This is a genomic window from Gelidimonas diazotrophica (assembly GCF_055694025.1).
Map to the genome: position 1 here is coordinate 3,366,275 of NZ_CM146349.1, position 13,268 is coordinate 3,379,542.

Below are 13,268 nucleotides of genomic sequence, written 5' to 3' on the forward strand. Positions count from 1 at the left end.
GCCAGATAATTAGAGGTATTTATCAAATGCATCAAAAGCCAAAACGCCAAACCTGCGGCAGTAGCGCAGTTAAACCCTATCTTCTAACCCATCCGCAACAAACGGATCACCGGACAACAAATTCCATTTTGGAGATACAAGTGAAAAAGACCCTCATCGCATTGGCAGTACTCGGCTCAATTGCCGGCGTAGCACAAGCACAATCTTCCGTTACTATCTACGGCGTTGTCGACGTCGGCATTGCGCATGAAAACAACGGCAGCACTTCCGTCACCAGAATGGATAGCGGCAATTTGAACGGTAGCCGCATCGGTTTCAAAGGCACCGAAGACCTCGGTGGCGGTCTGTCCGCGATTTTCCAATTCGAAAATGGCTTTAACGCTGATACTGGCGCACAGGCAGATGCAGCAAAATTGTTTAACCGCCAAGCTTTTGTTGGTCTGGCCAGCGGCTTCGGTACCGTCAAGCTCGGCCGTCAACAAAACCCTGTCTACGCCAACGCGGCAACCTTCGATCCGTTTGGCAATGCTCTGGCTGGCGACTCATCCCGCTTGTTCAGCTATAACGGCAGCCGCACCGACAACCTAATCACTTATAACTACGCTGCCAGCGGCTTCCGTGGTGAATTGCAATATGGCATGGGTGAAGTTGCTGGCAACTCATCCGCCAGCCGCGTTATTGCAGGTTTCGTCGGCTACAAGAATGGCCCGATCGACGTTGTGTTGACGCACCAGAATATCAATAACGCAACTGACACTAACACCACCAAGATGACATTGCTGGGCGGTAATTATGATTTCGGCGTGGTTAAAGCCTTTGCTTCCTATGCATGGGAAAACGACGTTGTAATTAGCGCAACTACTCCAGTTCGCGACCAACGCGATGCACTGGTTGGCTTGACCGCACCGGTCGGCGCAGCAGGCACCGTCATGGTTTCTTATGTCCGCAAAACGGATAAGTCCGTCGACGACGCAGATGCTAATCTGATTGCTATCGGATACACGCACAACCTGTCCAAGCGTACCGCTCTGTACACCAGCTACGGCGTATTGCGTAACGATGACAATGCTAACTACAGAACTGTTATCCGTGGCGAAAAAGACAAATTGTTCAATGTCGGTCTCCGTCACTCGTTCTAATCGTTTAACGGCCTGGATCAGGCCCTGCACGATTTGAATCCCAGTAAAAAAGCGCCTACGGGCGCTTTTTTACTGGGTAATTTCGTCTATCTCCGTACCGTACCAGGCGCAGACTTCACAATACGCATGTAACAAAAAAACCACACTCGCCAGGCAATTTAAATTATTTAACAAAATTTTCCTGATGCGCCGCACCAATCTTCTATCACTTCACCTGATAAATCATAAGGTATCGTACATATTCAGCTGATTTGAATATTTAGAGCAGCATTCCTCTTTAACTAAGGACGAACAAAATGAAAAAAACTCTCATCGCATTGGCAGTACTGGCATCAGTAGCCGGCGTAGCGCAAGCACAATCCGCAGTCACCATCTACGGTAAAGTGGATCTGGGTATCACCAAATTGACAGGCGACACGACAGACCTGGGCTTAAACAACGCAGCACAAATGCAAGCCAACCACGCTAGCCGTATTGGTTTCAAGGGTACTGAAGATCTGGGCGGCGGTTTGTCTGCACTGTTCCAAATCGAAAATCGTTTCAATGCTGACACCGGCGCAGTATCACCTGGAAATTCATTGTTCAGCGGCCCAGCATTCGTTGGTCTGGCTGGTGGTTTCGGTGCGGTTAAAATGGGCCGTAACTGGAGCACCATCGACAGCGTAAGCACCGCAGCAATCGATCCATTCGAAGGCGACGGCATTGGCGGCATGAATACAGTAACGCGTGCTCGCATCAACAACTCGGTCACTTACTACACTCCAGAAATGAGCGGCTTTGGTGGTCAAGCGCAATACATCCTGGGCGAAAAACCAGCTGGCGCAGTTGCTGCTGGCACAGACAATGACGGCTACGCTGTTGGCGTGAACTACAATAACGGCCCGATCTACCTCGGCGCTGGTTATGGCGTTGAAGAAAACACCGACAAAGCGAGCATCTGGGCTGTTTCCGGTTCGTATGCATTTGGCCCAGCTAAAGTCGCTCTCGGCTACGATCAAAGAGACAGCAAAATTGCTGGTCAACCAAAAGCCAAGAATGCAGTTGTTGCACTCACTTATGGCATCGGTGCTGGCTTGATCAAAGCTGCTTACAACCAAACACGAGATGGTGTGGATAACACGCTCAACGGTGTCGATGGCCCTGTAGCTCTCGGCGGCACTTTCGACAAGATCCAGAAATTGTCGATCGGCTATCAACACAATCTGTCCAAGCGCACTTCGCTGTATGCTGACGTTGCACGCACCAAGTACACTCTGGACAACGCAGTGGGCAACGACAGCCGCTCAACAACTGGCGTTGGCTTGGGTGTTACACACAACTTCTGATTATCTGAAGACATGACTTGATCGCTTGCCAGACACAGCAATGGTCCGGCAGCGATTGGGTTGATGCTTCGATAAACCACAAGTTGAACGGGCGCAGATGGGAAACCATCTGCGCCCGTTTTATTATTTGGGTATTCGTAAAACCAAGTTGGCAATCAATCGGATGATCCCGCTGTTTGCCTGACTTTCCAAGCCGCGAATTCAGATGGGCGTAGCCCGTACCGTGCCAGTGCGCCCTCGTGCAGTCGGCGCAATTCCTCGACGATTAGCGCTTGCACGTTCTCGCGATTAGGTTCTTCCACATGCGCTGCAACACACTGCTGAATGACTGAGTACTTTTCAGTAAGTCGTTAGCGGAAGGCATAGTATTTTTTGGCGTAGTTTGTTTAGGCGATGGCGTAATTGTGGCGCAGTTCGCCCCACCTAATTTGCATCTGCCCGGAACGCCGATATACTGGGCAAACTGCATCTTCGCTGCCACTGCCTTAAAGACGATCCCATGACTATTCCGCTTGACTCCCATTCTGTTGCGCAATTTCTGTCAAACACGCCCGGTTTTTTTGAAGAGCATGCCGTCTTGCTGGGGCGGATACGGCTGTCGAGTCCGTTGACCGGCCGCGCGCTGTCTTTGCAGGAGCGCCAGATGGAAGTGATGCGCGAAAAGTACAAGGTGCTGGAGCTGCAACTATCGGATTTGCTGCACCACGGGCAGGAAAACGATGCGATTGCGCATAAATTCCAAAGTTGGACGCGGTCGCTGCTGCAAGCGCGCAACGATGTCGATTTGCCGCATGTGCTGGTGACCGGTTTGCAAACCGTTTTCGACGTGCCACAAGCTACCTTGCGGCTCTGGCGCGTGGCGCCGGATTACGCCCATGCCTGGTTTGCCGAAGATGGTGCAGACGACGCGATGATTTTTGCCAGAAGCCTGACCGCGCCCTATTGCGGCGCGAATAACGATTTCAATGCGGTGCGCTGGCTGGAAGACGCCGCCAGCGTGCAATCCACCGCGATCATCCCGCTGCGGCTCGGAAGCGCGCCGGAAACCTTCGGCCTGCTGGTGCTGGGTTCCAGCGATCCGCAGCGCTTCGCCGCCGGCATGGCGACCGATTTCCTGAGTGAAATCGGCACCACCGCCAGCGCCGCACTGACCTGTTTGCTGGATTGAAAAGAGACGCATTCGAATATTAATGCAACATTTTTTTACAAAAATCAACTCTTGTGCGCCTCAACATAAGCCCGTAAAACAGCATTAATGCGCGTCTGATAACGCGGCCCATGCGCCTTGAAAAAGGCCAGGACATCATCATCGACCCGCAAACTGATTTGATGCTTGGTCGGAACTTTCATTTCCCGGCTATGCGCCGCACGCGCAAACCAGTCGTCCGTCAATTCAGGAATCTCCGAATAGTCGATCTGCTGGTCTTTGATCGCATCCATCCGCACTTTGGATGCGTCACTCAATTTGCGCGGAGTGCTTGGATCAAGCTCGAAGCGCACGATACTTTCTTTGCTCTCTTTCATTTGATTTCCTTGCTGAAATTAGTCTAATTACCTCACCCCATGTTTGGCTAAATTGGTCTGCGCCTTGCCTGGGTTGAATTCTATTTGCATGACGTTAGTATATACATTTGAATGTTTAGCTCAATAAAATGGATACAACTAGGAAATCCCGATAAAAATGTAATTGTTCAGCCCGCTATGAGATAACCACTACCTCTCTCCCGGCCTCTCTCCACAAGCGAATCGCATGGCGATTCGGGCACCAGGAAAAGCCATGCCGGGAGAGAGGAAAAAGCCCCTGATAGCAAAAATCAGTGCGCACAAACCATGCAATGCGGGTTGCGATGGATTGCGATGCTGGTCCATTCCATGTCGCGTGCATCGAGCAGCAATAAGCGCCCCGCCAGAGAGGCGCCTATTGCCGAAATCAGTTTCAAGGCTTCCGCCGCCTGCATCGATCCTATGATTCCTACCAGGGGTGCAAATACGCCCATGGTCGAGCAACGGATTTCTTCGTATTGTTGATCGGGCGGGAACAGGCAGGCGTAGCAGGGGCCGTCTGCTTCGCGCTTATCGAAAACACTGATCTGACCATCGAACTTGATTGCCGCTCCCGATACCAAGGGAACTCGGTTGACTACGCAGGCATGGTTTATTGCATGGCGGGTGGCAAAATTGTCGCTGCAATCGAGGACAACACTTGCGCCCGCAACCAATTCCGCCAGCCGATCGCCTTGCAAACGTTCATTGAGGGCGATTACGTTTACCTCGGGATTGATTTGCGCCAGAGTCTTTTGCCCGGAAAGTACCTTTGCCTGGCCGATGCGCCCGGTTGTGTGCAAAATTTGTCGCTGCAAATTGGTTAGGTCAACCGTGTCATTGTCGACCAGGGTGATGGTGCCAACGCCGGCGGATGCCAGATAGAAAGCGGCAGGCGAACCCAGTCCTCCTGCACCGATAATCAGCACGTGGGCTGCCAGGATCTTCTCCTGCCCATCTATGCCGATTTCATCCAGCAGAATATGGCGTGAATAGCGTAACAGTTGATTGTCATTCATCGTGTACCGTGTAATCCAAGAAGTGATGCCCACAAAAAAGCCGCATTACTGCGGCGTTTTTGCGGGTGCTAGCGATTATTTTTTCTTGTTGGCATCAGCTTTGTCAGCTTTGTCGGCTTTGTCACTTGCCGAACTGCCGGCAATTTCGGGCTTAACCTTGGCGACTTGTACTGGCAATCCTTTGAGGTGATTCATTGCCTGTGCCAGCTGGAAGTCATCCGGGCCGCCGTACTCAAGCGGCTTGCGTTTTTTCTCAAGAGCAATCAGGCGTTGTTCTTCTTCCAGCGCATCGCGATTAGTGTTGACAGCATCAGCTTGCTTGACCGTATCGCCGTTGGTCAAATGCTTTTGAAGATCGGCTTCGCGCAGTCGCAAACCGTTCAGGCCATCACCATCTGCATATTCTTCCACCAACACGTCGGGAACGATTCCCTTGGCCTGGATAGAGCGGCCATTCGGGGTGTAATAGCGTGCGGTAGTCAATTTCACCGCAGTATCAGCCGACAATTGCCGGATGGTCTGTACCGAGCCTTTGCCAAATGTTTGGGTGCCCATGATGGTTGCCCGCTTGTAATCCTGCAACGCGCCCGCCACGATTTCAGAGGCTGAGGCAGAACCGGTGTTGACCAGCACCACCATGGGCACCTTCTTGATCGCCTCCGGCAGTTTGGAGAGCGGATCGCTTAATGCCCGGGATGCATAATATTCGCGCTTGGCATAGAAGGTTGCCTTGGAATCCGGTAATTGGCCGTTGGTGGATACAATCACCACATCTTTGGGCAGAAATGCTGCGGAAACCCCAATTGCGCCAGGCAATACGCCACCCGGATCATTGCGCAGATCCAGCACCAAGCCTTTCATGTTCGGCTCCTTGCTGTACAAATCGTCAATTTTCTTGGCAAGGTCATCTACCGTCGGTTCCTGGAACTGTGCTACGCGCAGCCATCCATACCCAGGCTCAATTATTTTGGCTTTAACGCTCTGGACGTGGATTTCTTGTCGGACAATTGCGATGATCAGCGGTTTGTCTTCATCCTTGCGCGCGATAGTCAGCGTGATTTTGGTATTCGGCTCGCCGCGCATTTTCTTGACGGCCTGATCGAGCGTCATGCCCTTGACCGGCGTTGAGTCGAGGCGGGTAATCAAATCGCCGGCCTTGATTCCAGCGCGGTAAGCGGGGGAGTCTTCGATCGGCGAAATGACTTTTACATAACCGTCTTCCATCCCTACCTCAATCCCAAGGCCGACAAATTTGCCTTGGGTGCCCTCGCGCAATTCCTTGAATGACTTCTTGTCCAGATAGGATGAATGCGGGTCCAGCGACGCGACCATGCCCGAGATGGCTTCGGTCAGCAGCTTTTTATCTTCTACCGGTTCGACATAGTCGGATTTGATCAGGCCGAAGACATCGGCCAACTGGCGCAACTCCTCGTACGGGAGCGGCGAGCTTACCGACTTTTGCGCAAGTGCAGAAAACTGCATGGATGCGGCTACGCCAGCAATCAAACCGAGACTGATCAGACCAAAATTTTTGAGTTTGCTGCCCATGTATCACCTAATAGTTACCCAGCCAAGTGGGTCGAATGCGCGGCCCTGATGCCGCATTTCAAAGTATAAGCCGGATTGCTCGTTACCACCGCTAGTGCCGGTGCTAGAGATGGCTTCGCCAGATTTGACCGCATCTCCCGAGCGTTTGAAAAGAGCCCGATTATTGCCGTAAATCGTCATGTACTGACTGCCATGATCAACGATGATCAGATTGCCGAAACCACGCAGCCAGTCCGCAAATATAACACGCCCCGCAGCGACGGCCTTTACCTCAAGACCCTCGCCGGCGCGGATGAACAACCCTTTCGAGCTGGGGCCGTCGCCCCGTTTGCCGCCGAACTTCACCACTAATTCGCCGCGTATCGGCAATCGCAACTGGCCCCGCATTTTGGCGAATACGCCTTCCTGAATGCTGGCGTCTGGAGTAAGTTCATTGCGCGCCGGCGACTCTGCCGGTTTCAGCGCGGCATCATCAGCTTCTGAATTAGTTGGCCGATTTTTTTCAACAGTGGCCGAAGCTTTACGTCCAGTATCTTTTTTGGCTTGCAACGCTTGTTGCTGCAGGCGCTCGGCCCGCAATCGCTCTGCTTTGGCCCTGGCCGCCAACTGTTCCTGACGCCGTTTCTCCTGTGCGATTGCCTCGGCCTTTTTCTGCGCTTGAATCAGCTGCGCCAGCTTCGTCACCAACCCTCCCAGACGTTGATCATCGCGCTCCAGATGGCCGGCTTCTTTGCGCTGCGTCACGAGTTTGCTCGACAGTTGCGTCAATAAACGCGCGCGGCGGGCTTTTTCCTGTTCCAGCGAGGCTTTTTGCTCGCGCTCTTCCTGGGCGATTTCATCCAGTTCGTCTTTGGCGTTCTGCGCCGCAGCCTGATTGAGTTCGACGGCTTTCAGATTGACGCGCAGCGATTCGACCATGCGGGCTTGCGCTTGCGACACATAACCCATGTATCGCAGTTCGCGATTGATGCGGTTGGGGTTATCGCCCGACAGCAAAAGTTTGGTGCGGTCTTCATTGCCGGCCATATAGCGCTCCCGCAATAGTTGCGCCAATTGGCTCTGCTCCACCTGTACCGTTTTGGTGAGTTCACTTTGTTGTTGCGCCAGTTGCGATAGCCGGACTTGGGTCTGCGTTTGCTCTGCGCTCAGGTCACGCAGGGAGCGAGTGGCGTTCGAAATCGCGCTTTCAGATTTGTCCAGTGCATCCGCCGCGCTATCTTTGGCGGTTTCGGTTTGTGCAATGTCACGTTTGAGTTCGCCCAGTTTTTGTCGTAAATCGGTGCGCTCGGATTCGGCGACCAATTTTTGTTTGGCGCGTTCGGTAATTTTGTCGGCAGCAAACGCGCTCTGCGGTACAGATAGGGATACGGCTAGCATGCCGCACAGCACAGCGCCATGCGCCAGTGCTGCGAACCAAGGACGCCTGCCGCGCCCGTCAGGGCGCTGATAATGCTCTAGCAAAGTTGACATCGGCGCCGAATTACTTCGCCTTGCCCTGGCTGGCAACCGCTTGCGCTGCAGCGGCAATGGCCACTGGGTCGCCCAGGTAATAGCTTTTGATCGGCTTCAGGTCGGCATCCAGTTCATACACCAGCGGCTGCCCGTTGGGGACGTTCAGTCCGACGATATCGGCGTCGCTGATGCCATCGAGCATCTTGATCAGCGCCCGCAGGCTGTTGCCGTGAGCGCTGATGATGATGCGCTTGCCGGCGCGGATGGCCGGAGCGATGGAATCGTCCCAGGCCGGCATCACGCGCGCCACCGTATCTTTCAGACATTCGGTGCGCGGAATCTGTGCGCGCGAAAGGCCCGCATAACGCGGATCGTCATACGAATTGCGCGGGTCTTGCGGCGCCAGCGGCTGCGGTGGAATATCGTAGCTGCGCCGCCATGCCAATACTTGCGCATCGCCGTATTCGGCTGCGGTTTCGGCCTTGTTCAAACCTTGCAGAGCGCCGTAGTGGCGCTCGTTGAGACGCCAGTCATGCACTACCGGCAGCCACATCAGATCCATCTCGTCGAGCGTGCCCCAGAGCGTGCGGATCGCACGCTTGAGCACCGAGGTGTAAGCGAGGTCGAAGGTAAAACCGGCTTCGCGCAGCACGGCGCCGGCCTGTTTGGCTTCGGCGACGCCTTTTGCGGTCAGATCGACGTCGGTCCAGCCGGTGAAACGGTTGTCAAGATTCCAGGTGGATTCGCCGTGGCGCATTAAGACTAATTTATACATGTTGGGGAATGGGAAGCGTAAAAAGAGTTAAGTTCGAAGCTTAAGTTCGGGCTGCGTTTGGGCTGCGTTTGGGCTGCGTTGGATTGAATTTTGTCTTCTATTTTATAATGATGTGCTTGGCTGCGGTCCATTCATCGTTAAACCGGCCATTGCATGTATGCGCTGATGCGGCTTAAACGGTGCTTGTCGGTATGAAACTGCTGATTTACAGCTGCCGGTTATGGGTACGGTTATGGGTAATCTTATTAGACTTTTATCATTGGAAACTTGTGAAATTCATTCTTGAAAATATCAGCTTGTTTGGCTTGGCGCTCCTTTCAGGTGGTGCTTTGCTGGTGCCCGGCTTGTTGCGGCGCGGATCGAAGGTGAGTTTGTTGCAGGCAACCCAGATCATCAATCAGGGCAAGGCCTTGATTCTGGACGTGCGCGAGCCGGAAGAATTCGCTGCCGGCCATCTGCAGGGCGCGAAAAACATCAGCCAGAAAACTCTGCCGGCGAAATTGGGCGAACTCGAAAAATTCAAGGGCAAACCGGTCATCGTCGTCTGTGCGACCGGGACCCGTTCGGCTAGCGCAACCGCGCGATTAAAAAAAGCCGGCTTCAGCGAAGCGGTGAGTCTGGATGGCGGCATGACTGCCTGGCAGGCGCAGGGCTTGCCAACCGTTAAATAAAGGAAGAACAGAAATATGACAGCACATGTATTGATGTACAGCACCGGAGTCTGCCCTTACTGCGTGATGGCGGAGCGTCTTTTGACAGCCAGGGGCGTGGACCAGATTGAAAAGGTGCGGATTGATCTCGACCCGCAGCAGCGCGATGCGATGATGGAAAAGACCGGCCGCCGCACGGTGCCGCAAATCTATATCGGCGACACCTACGTGGGCGGTTTCGACGATTTGTCGGCGCTGGACCATGCGGGCAGGCTTGATGCGCTGCTCAAAGGCGCTTAAGCTGCATTCTTGGCATTACAATACCCCACTAGACGGGCGCGGGAGCACGATTGCAGATTTCCTAGCGCCCATTTTCAAACCTTATGAAAGCGTTTCATGACTGAAGAAGTCCAGCAACCCGTATTCCAAATCCAGCGCGTGTATCTGAAAGACCTGTCTCTGGAGCAACCGAATTCACCGGCGATTTTCCTGGAGCAAGAGGCGCCGAATATCGAAGTCGCAGTCGATGTCGGGGTCGACAATCTGGCTGACGGAATTTTTGAATCTACTGTGACGATTACCGTCACCGCCAAGATCAATGACAAGGTGGCATTTCTGGTCGAAGGCAAGCAAGCCGGCATTTTTGAAGCGCGCCACATTCCGTCCGAGCAGATCGACGCCTTGCTGGGGATTGGTTGCCCGAACATCGTGTATCCGTATTTGCGCGCCAACATCGCCGATGCGATTACCCGTGCCGGATTTCCGCCGGTGCATTTGTCCGAAATCAATTTCGAAGTGTTTTATCAGCAGCGCCAGCAAGCCCTCGCTGAACAAAGCGCATCCGCCATCCTGGCGCCGGATGGCACGCCTACCACGCACTGAAGTACGCACTTTGCCGCCCTGCCGGAGCCCGTTCATGAAGACCGCAGTTTTCGCTGTATGTTTGGGATTAATGATGGCGGCTGGCATAGCGCAGGCGGCCGATTTCAAATCGGTCGCAGCGGCGCCGGCCATCATGTACGACGCGCCTTCGGTGCGCGGCGCCAAAGTATTCATCGCGCCGCGCAATATGCCGCTGGAAGTAATCCTGAGCTACGGCAACTGGGTCAAGGTGCGCGACGCCAGCGGCGATCTGTCATGGGTCGAATCCAGCGCGCTGAGTGCGCAGCGCTGGGTGGTCGTCAGTGTCGCCAATGCGCAGATCCGGGCCTCGCAGGACGAAGCCGCCAGCGTCGTCTTCAGCGCCGACAAAAACGTCTTGCTCGAATTACTGGCGCCGGCCGCATCTGGCTGGCTCAAGGTAAAACACCGCGACGGCCAGAGCGGCTACGTCAAGGCAGCCGACGTGTGGGGCGAATAGTCTTATCAGTAAATAGCGGGGGTATGCCTAAAAACCACTACTTTCCCGCATATATTTACTGCGGCAATGATTTATACAGCGCCTGGTATCAATTCAATCACAAACATCAGGAAACGCTTGCCTGAAGCGCCGTCCGGCCCTCTGCAATGCCGACGCACCCTCTCGAAAAATAACTCCATACCGCCATGTCAACCGATCCCACCTTGTTTTCCATGCCTATCACAATCCTCGGCGCTGGCGCCTGGGGCACCGCTCTGGCGATATCGCTGGCTGAACGGCAGCGGGTCGTGCTGTGGGGGCGCGACGCCGAACTGATCCGCGACTGCGCGGCGCGGCGCGAAAACTGTCGCTTTTTGCCGGGCATCCGCTTGCCGGATGCGCTCGAATTGAGCCCCGATTTCGAGCACGCCGTCGCGCATGCTGCGGCCGATGGCTTGCTGGTCGCCGCCACCCCGGTGGCCGGCTTGCGCTCGCTGCTGGAACGCCTGAAACCGTATGCGCCGGCCAATATAATCTGGCTGTGCAAAGGCTTCGAAGAACAAACCCGGCTGCTGCCGCATGAAGTGGTGCTCGATGTGCTGGGCCAGCGCATCTCGTCCGGCACGCTGTCGGGGCCGTCGTTCGCGCAGGAAGTGGCGCGCGGCCTGCCTTGCGCGCTGACGTTTGCCACCACCTCGCAAGACTTCCGGGATCATGCGGTGCGCGCGATTCATGGCGGCAATATCCGGGTGTATTCGAGCGAGGATCAAATCGGGGTCGAGGTGGGCGGTGCGGTCAAGAATATCCTGGCGATTGCCACCGGGATCGCCGATGGGCTGGGGCTGGGGCACAACGCCCGCGCCGCGCTGATTACGCGCGGCCTGGCTGAAATCACGCGGCTCGGCGTGGTGCTCGGCGGCCAAGCCGAAACCTTCATGGGGCTGGCCGGGATGGGCGACCTGATTCTGACCTGCACCGGCGACCTGTCGCGCAATCGCCAGGTCGGCTTGGGGCTGGCGCAAGGCAAGCCGCTGGCCACGATCGTGGCCGATCTCGGACATGTAGCCGAAGGCGTGCGATGCGCGCAGGCGGTGCGCGCGCTGGCGCTTGAGCGCGGGGTCAGCATGCCGATTACCGATGCGGTGGCCGGCGTGCTGTTCGACGGCGATCCGGTGCAAGAGATGGTGGCGCGCCTGTTGGCGCGCGATCCGCGCGAAGAATCAGTCTAAACGCCGACGGCGGAAATGACCGCCCGCTGCCGCAACGCCAGCAACCCGCCGAGGCACAGCGTCAGCGCCGAAAACACCAGGCCCCGCTGCAAACCGCCAGCACCATCGGCGATCCAGCCGACTGCGCTGGGCCCGACAATCTGACCGAAGGCGAACACCGTGGTAAAGGCGCTGATCCCGGCCGACCATGCCGGCGGCGGCAAGTTGTGCCGCACCAGCGCGGTGGTGGACGCCACCACCGATAAAAAGACGCCGCCGAACAGCACGCCTGATGCGAATACCACCAACGGACTCGCGGAGAGTGCCGGCAACAGCGTGGCCAGCGCCAGCAAGCCGTTCAAAATCGCCAGCGACTGGCCGCCCTTGAAATGGTCCAGCATGCGGGCCCAGATGCGCGACGAAGCCAGCACCGCCAGTCCCAGCATGGTGTAAAACAGCGTGATCAGCGGCGCACGCATGCCCTGTTGCTTCAGCAGCGCGATGACGAAAGTCATATAGCCGATATAGCCGGCTCCGAACATGAAATAGGCCGCCAGCCCATAGCCGAAAGAGCGCGCCCGAAATCGTCCATGCGCGCCGGCCGGCCGCGGCGCATCCGGGATCTGCCGGGCCGGCGCTGCCATTCCCAGCGTCGCCAGCAGACAAGTGCCGGCCAAGGTGAGCCAGGCCCATTGCCAGCCGTGCGCAGCGCCGAAGGTCACGGCTGCGGCCAGCGCGGCGGGCACCAGCCAGGCCGACAAGACGATGCCGAAACCGGTGCCGCCGTAATACAGGCCGATCAGAAAACCGGCGTGACGCGGATGCATACCGCCCAGGCGCGCCGCCAGCACGCCGCCGGAAATAAACGTGAAGGCACTGGCCACGCCCGACAGGACGCGCTGCCCCATCAGCAAGTTGGTGTCAGTGACAAAGCCGGACAGCAGCATGAACAGCGCCGCCAGCAGCGCGCCGGCAACCAGCATCCGGTGCGCGCCGAAGCGCCGCATCAGGGCGGGCGTCATCAGCGCGCCGATGAAGTAACCGAAGGCATTGCCGGTATTCATCGCGCCGGCCAGCAGATAAGTCCAGCCCAGGTCGCTGCGCATCGGCGGCAGCAACAGCGCATAAGAAAAGCGCGCCATGCCGAGCGAGACGGCGGCGCCCAGCGAGATGGCAAGCGCGGTCAGGAACGGGAGGCGTACGGCGAGACTATTCAAAGTGGTTGGCATGATTGGGATTGTGACGGCAATGCAACCGAATGTAGCATGTGC

14 protein-coding genes are annotated in these 13,268 nt (G+C 56.0%); 8 read left to right on the forward strand and 6 right to left on the reverse strand.

What is annotated here, in order from left to right; genetic code table 11:
• The first annotated feature begins 26 nt into the window (after positions 1 to 26).
• From KGFNPO_RS15640 to KGFNPO_RS15650, 3 genes are all read left to right on the forward strand, one after another.
• Positions 27 to 1,139, forward strand: a complete 1,113-nt coding sequence (locus tag KGFNPO_RS15640) for a porin (protein WP_472632161.1) — start codon at positions 27 to 29, stop codon at positions 1,137 to 1,139.
• 296 nt (positions 1,140 to 1,435) lie between these two features.
• Positions 1,436 to 2,464, forward strand: coding sequence for a porin (locus tag KGFNPO_RS15645; RefSeq protein ID WP_472632162.1), 1,029 nt, complete (start codon positions 1,436 to 1,438; stop codon positions 2,462 to 2,464).
• A 499-nt stretch (positions 2,465 to 2,963) separates the two neighbouring features.
• Positions 2,964 to 3,632 (forward strand): DUF484 family protein, encoded by a 669-nt coding sequence (locus KGFNPO_RS15650; RefSeq protein ID WP_472632163.1) that lies wholly within the window; start codon positions 2,964 to 2,966, stop codon positions 3,630 to 3,632.
• Positions 3,633 to 3,676: 44 nt separating this feature from the next.
• Here the strand turns inward: KGFNPO_RS15650 and KGFNPO_RS15655 are convergent, their stop codons facing one another.
• The 5 genes from KGFNPO_RS15655 to gpmA form a co-directional block, all read right to left on the reverse strand.
• A complete protein-coding gene (locus tag KGFNPO_RS15655) occupies positions 3,677 to 3,988 on the reverse strand; it encodes a BrnA antitoxin family protein (protein ID WP_472632164.1) in 312 nt (103 codons plus the stop codon).
• Between the two features lie 290 nt (positions 3,989 to 4,278).
• The gene (locus tag KGFNPO_RS15660) at positions 4,279 to 5,025 is read right to left on the reverse strand and encodes a HesA/MoeB/ThiF family protein (RefSeq protein WP_472632165.1); all 747 of its coding nucleotides are present in this window, start codon (positions 5,023 to 5,025) and stop codon (positions 4,279 to 4,281) included.
• 75 nt (positions 5,026 to 5,100) lie between these two features.
• Positions 5,101 to 6,573, reverse strand: a complete 1,473-nt coding sequence (locus tag KGFNPO_RS15665; RefSeq protein WP_472632166.1) for a S41 family peptidase — start codon at positions 6,571 to 6,573, stop codon at positions 5,101 to 5,103.
• Between the two features lie 3 nt (positions 6,574 to 6,576).
• On the reverse strand, positions 6,577 to 7,950 hold the full coding sequence (locus tag KGFNPO_RS15670) for a murein hydrolase activator EnvC family protein (protein ID WP_472634506.1): 1,374 nt from the start codon (positions 7,948 to 7,950) through the stop codon (positions 6,577 to 6,579).
• 103 nt (positions 7,951 to 8,053) lie between these two features.
• Positions 8,054 to 8,800: a 2,3-diphosphoglycerate-dependent phosphoglycerate mutase gene (gene gpmA, locus KGFNPO_RS15675; protein WP_472632167.1), complete on the reverse strand. Its 747-nt coding sequence runs from the start codon at positions 8,798 to 8,800 to the stop codon at positions 8,054 to 8,056.
• 269 nt (positions 8,801 to 9,069) lie between these two features.
• On the opposite strand from gpmA, the gene KGFNPO_RS15680 reads away from it, so the two are divergent.
• The 5 genes from KGFNPO_RS15680 (at position 9,070) to KGFNPO_RS15700 (ending at position 12,018) form a co-directional block, all read left to right on the forward strand.
• Positions 9,070 to 9,471, forward strand: coding sequence for a rhodanese-like domain-containing protein (locus tag KGFNPO_RS15680; RefSeq protein ID WP_472632168.1), 402 nt, complete (start codon positions 9,070 to 9,072; stop codon positions 9,469 to 9,471).
• A 15-nt stretch (positions 9,472 to 9,486) separates the two neighbouring features.
• Positions 9,487 to 9,750, forward strand: a complete 264-nt coding sequence (grxC, locus tag KGFNPO_RS15685) for a glutaredoxin 3 (RefSeq protein WP_472632169.1) — start codon at positions 9,487 to 9,489, stop codon at positions 9,748 to 9,750.
• A 96-nt stretch (positions 9,751 to 9,846) separates the two neighbouring features.
• A complete protein-coding gene (gene secB, locus KGFNPO_RS15690) occupies positions 9,847 to 10,332 on the forward strand; it encodes a protein-export chaperone SecB (RefSeq protein WP_472632170.1) in 486 nt (161 codons plus the stop codon).
• 34 nt (positions 10,333 to 10,366) lie between these two features.
• The gene (locus KGFNPO_RS15695) at positions 10,367 to 10,810 is read left to right on the forward strand and encodes an SH3 domain-containing protein (RefSeq protein WP_472632171.1); all 444 of its coding nucleotides are present in this window, start codon (positions 10,367 to 10,369) and stop codon (positions 10,808 to 10,810) included.
• Between the two features lie 212 nt (positions 10,811 to 11,022).
• Positions 11,023 to 12,018, forward strand: coding sequence for an NAD(P)H-dependent glycerol-3-phosphate dehydrogenase (locus tag KGFNPO_RS15700; RefSeq protein WP_472634507.1), 996 nt, complete (start codon positions 11,023 to 11,025; stop codon positions 12,016 to 12,018).
• On the opposite strand, the gene KGFNPO_RS15705 is transcribed toward KGFNPO_RS15700, so the two are convergent.
• Positions 12,015 to 13,226 (reverse strand): YbfB/YjiJ family MFS transporter, encoded by a 1,212-nt coding sequence (locus KGFNPO_RS15705; protein ID WP_472632172.1) that lies wholly within the window; start codon positions 13,224 to 13,226, stop codon positions 12,015 to 12,017. The two genes, KGFNPO_RS15700 and KGFNPO_RS15705, sit on opposite strands and share 4 nt — an antisense overlap.
• Positions 13,227 to 13,268 lie beyond the last annotated feature (42 nt).

Bases quoted from the DNA above. Each gene is read 5' to 3' on its own strand.
- KGFNPO_RS15640 (WP_472632161.1), top strand. From the start codon at position 27: ATGCATCAAAAGCCAAAACGCCAAACCTGCGGCAGTAGCGCAGTTAAA.
- KGFNPO_RS15645 (WP_472632162.1), top strand. From the start codon at position 1,436: ATGAAAAAAACTCTCATCGCATTGGCAGTACTGGCATCAGTAGCCGGC.
- KGFNPO_RS15650 (WP_472632163.1), top strand. From the start codon at position 2,964: ATGACTATTCCGCTTGACTCCCATTCTGTTGCGCAATTTCTGTCAAAC.
- KGFNPO_RS15655 (WP_472632164.1), bottom strand. From the start codon at position 3,988: ATGAAAGAGAGCAAAGAAAGTATCGTGCGCTTCGAGCTTGATCCAAGC.
- KGFNPO_RS15660 (WP_472632165.1), bottom strand. From the start codon at position 5,025: ATGAATGACAATCAACTGTTACGCTATTCACGCCATATTCTGCTGGAT.
- KGFNPO_RS15665 (WP_472632166.1), bottom strand. From the start codon at position 6,573: ATGGGCAGCAAACTCAAAAATTTTGGTCTGATCAGTCTCGGTTTGATT.
- KGFNPO_RS15670 (WP_472634506.1), bottom strand. From the start codon at position 7,950: ATGCTAGCCGTATCCCTATCTGTACCGCAGAGCGCGTTTGCTGCCGAC.
- gpmA (WP_472632167.1), bottom strand. From the start codon at position 8,800: ATGTATAAATTAGTCTTAATGCGCCACGGCGAATCCACCTGGAATCTT.
- grxC (WP_472632169.1), top strand. From the start codon at position 9,487: ATGACAGCACATGTATTGATGTACAGCACCGGAGTCTGCCCTTACTGC.
- secB (WP_472632170.1), top strand. From the start codon at position 9,847: ATGACTGAAGAAGTCCAGCAACCCGTATTCCAAATCCAGCGCGTGTAT.
- KGFNPO_RS15695 (WP_472632171.1), top strand. From the start codon at position 10,367: ATGAAGACCGCAGTTTTCGCTGTATGTTTGGGATTAATGATGGCGGCT.
- KGFNPO_RS15700 (WP_472634507.1), top strand. From the start codon at position 11,023: ATGCCTATCACAATCCTCGGCGCTGGCGCCTGGGGCACCGCTCTGGCG.
- KGFNPO_RS15705 (WP_472632172.1), bottom strand. From the start codon at position 13,226: ATGCCAACCACTTTGAATAGTCTCGCCGTACGCCTCCCGTTCCTGACC.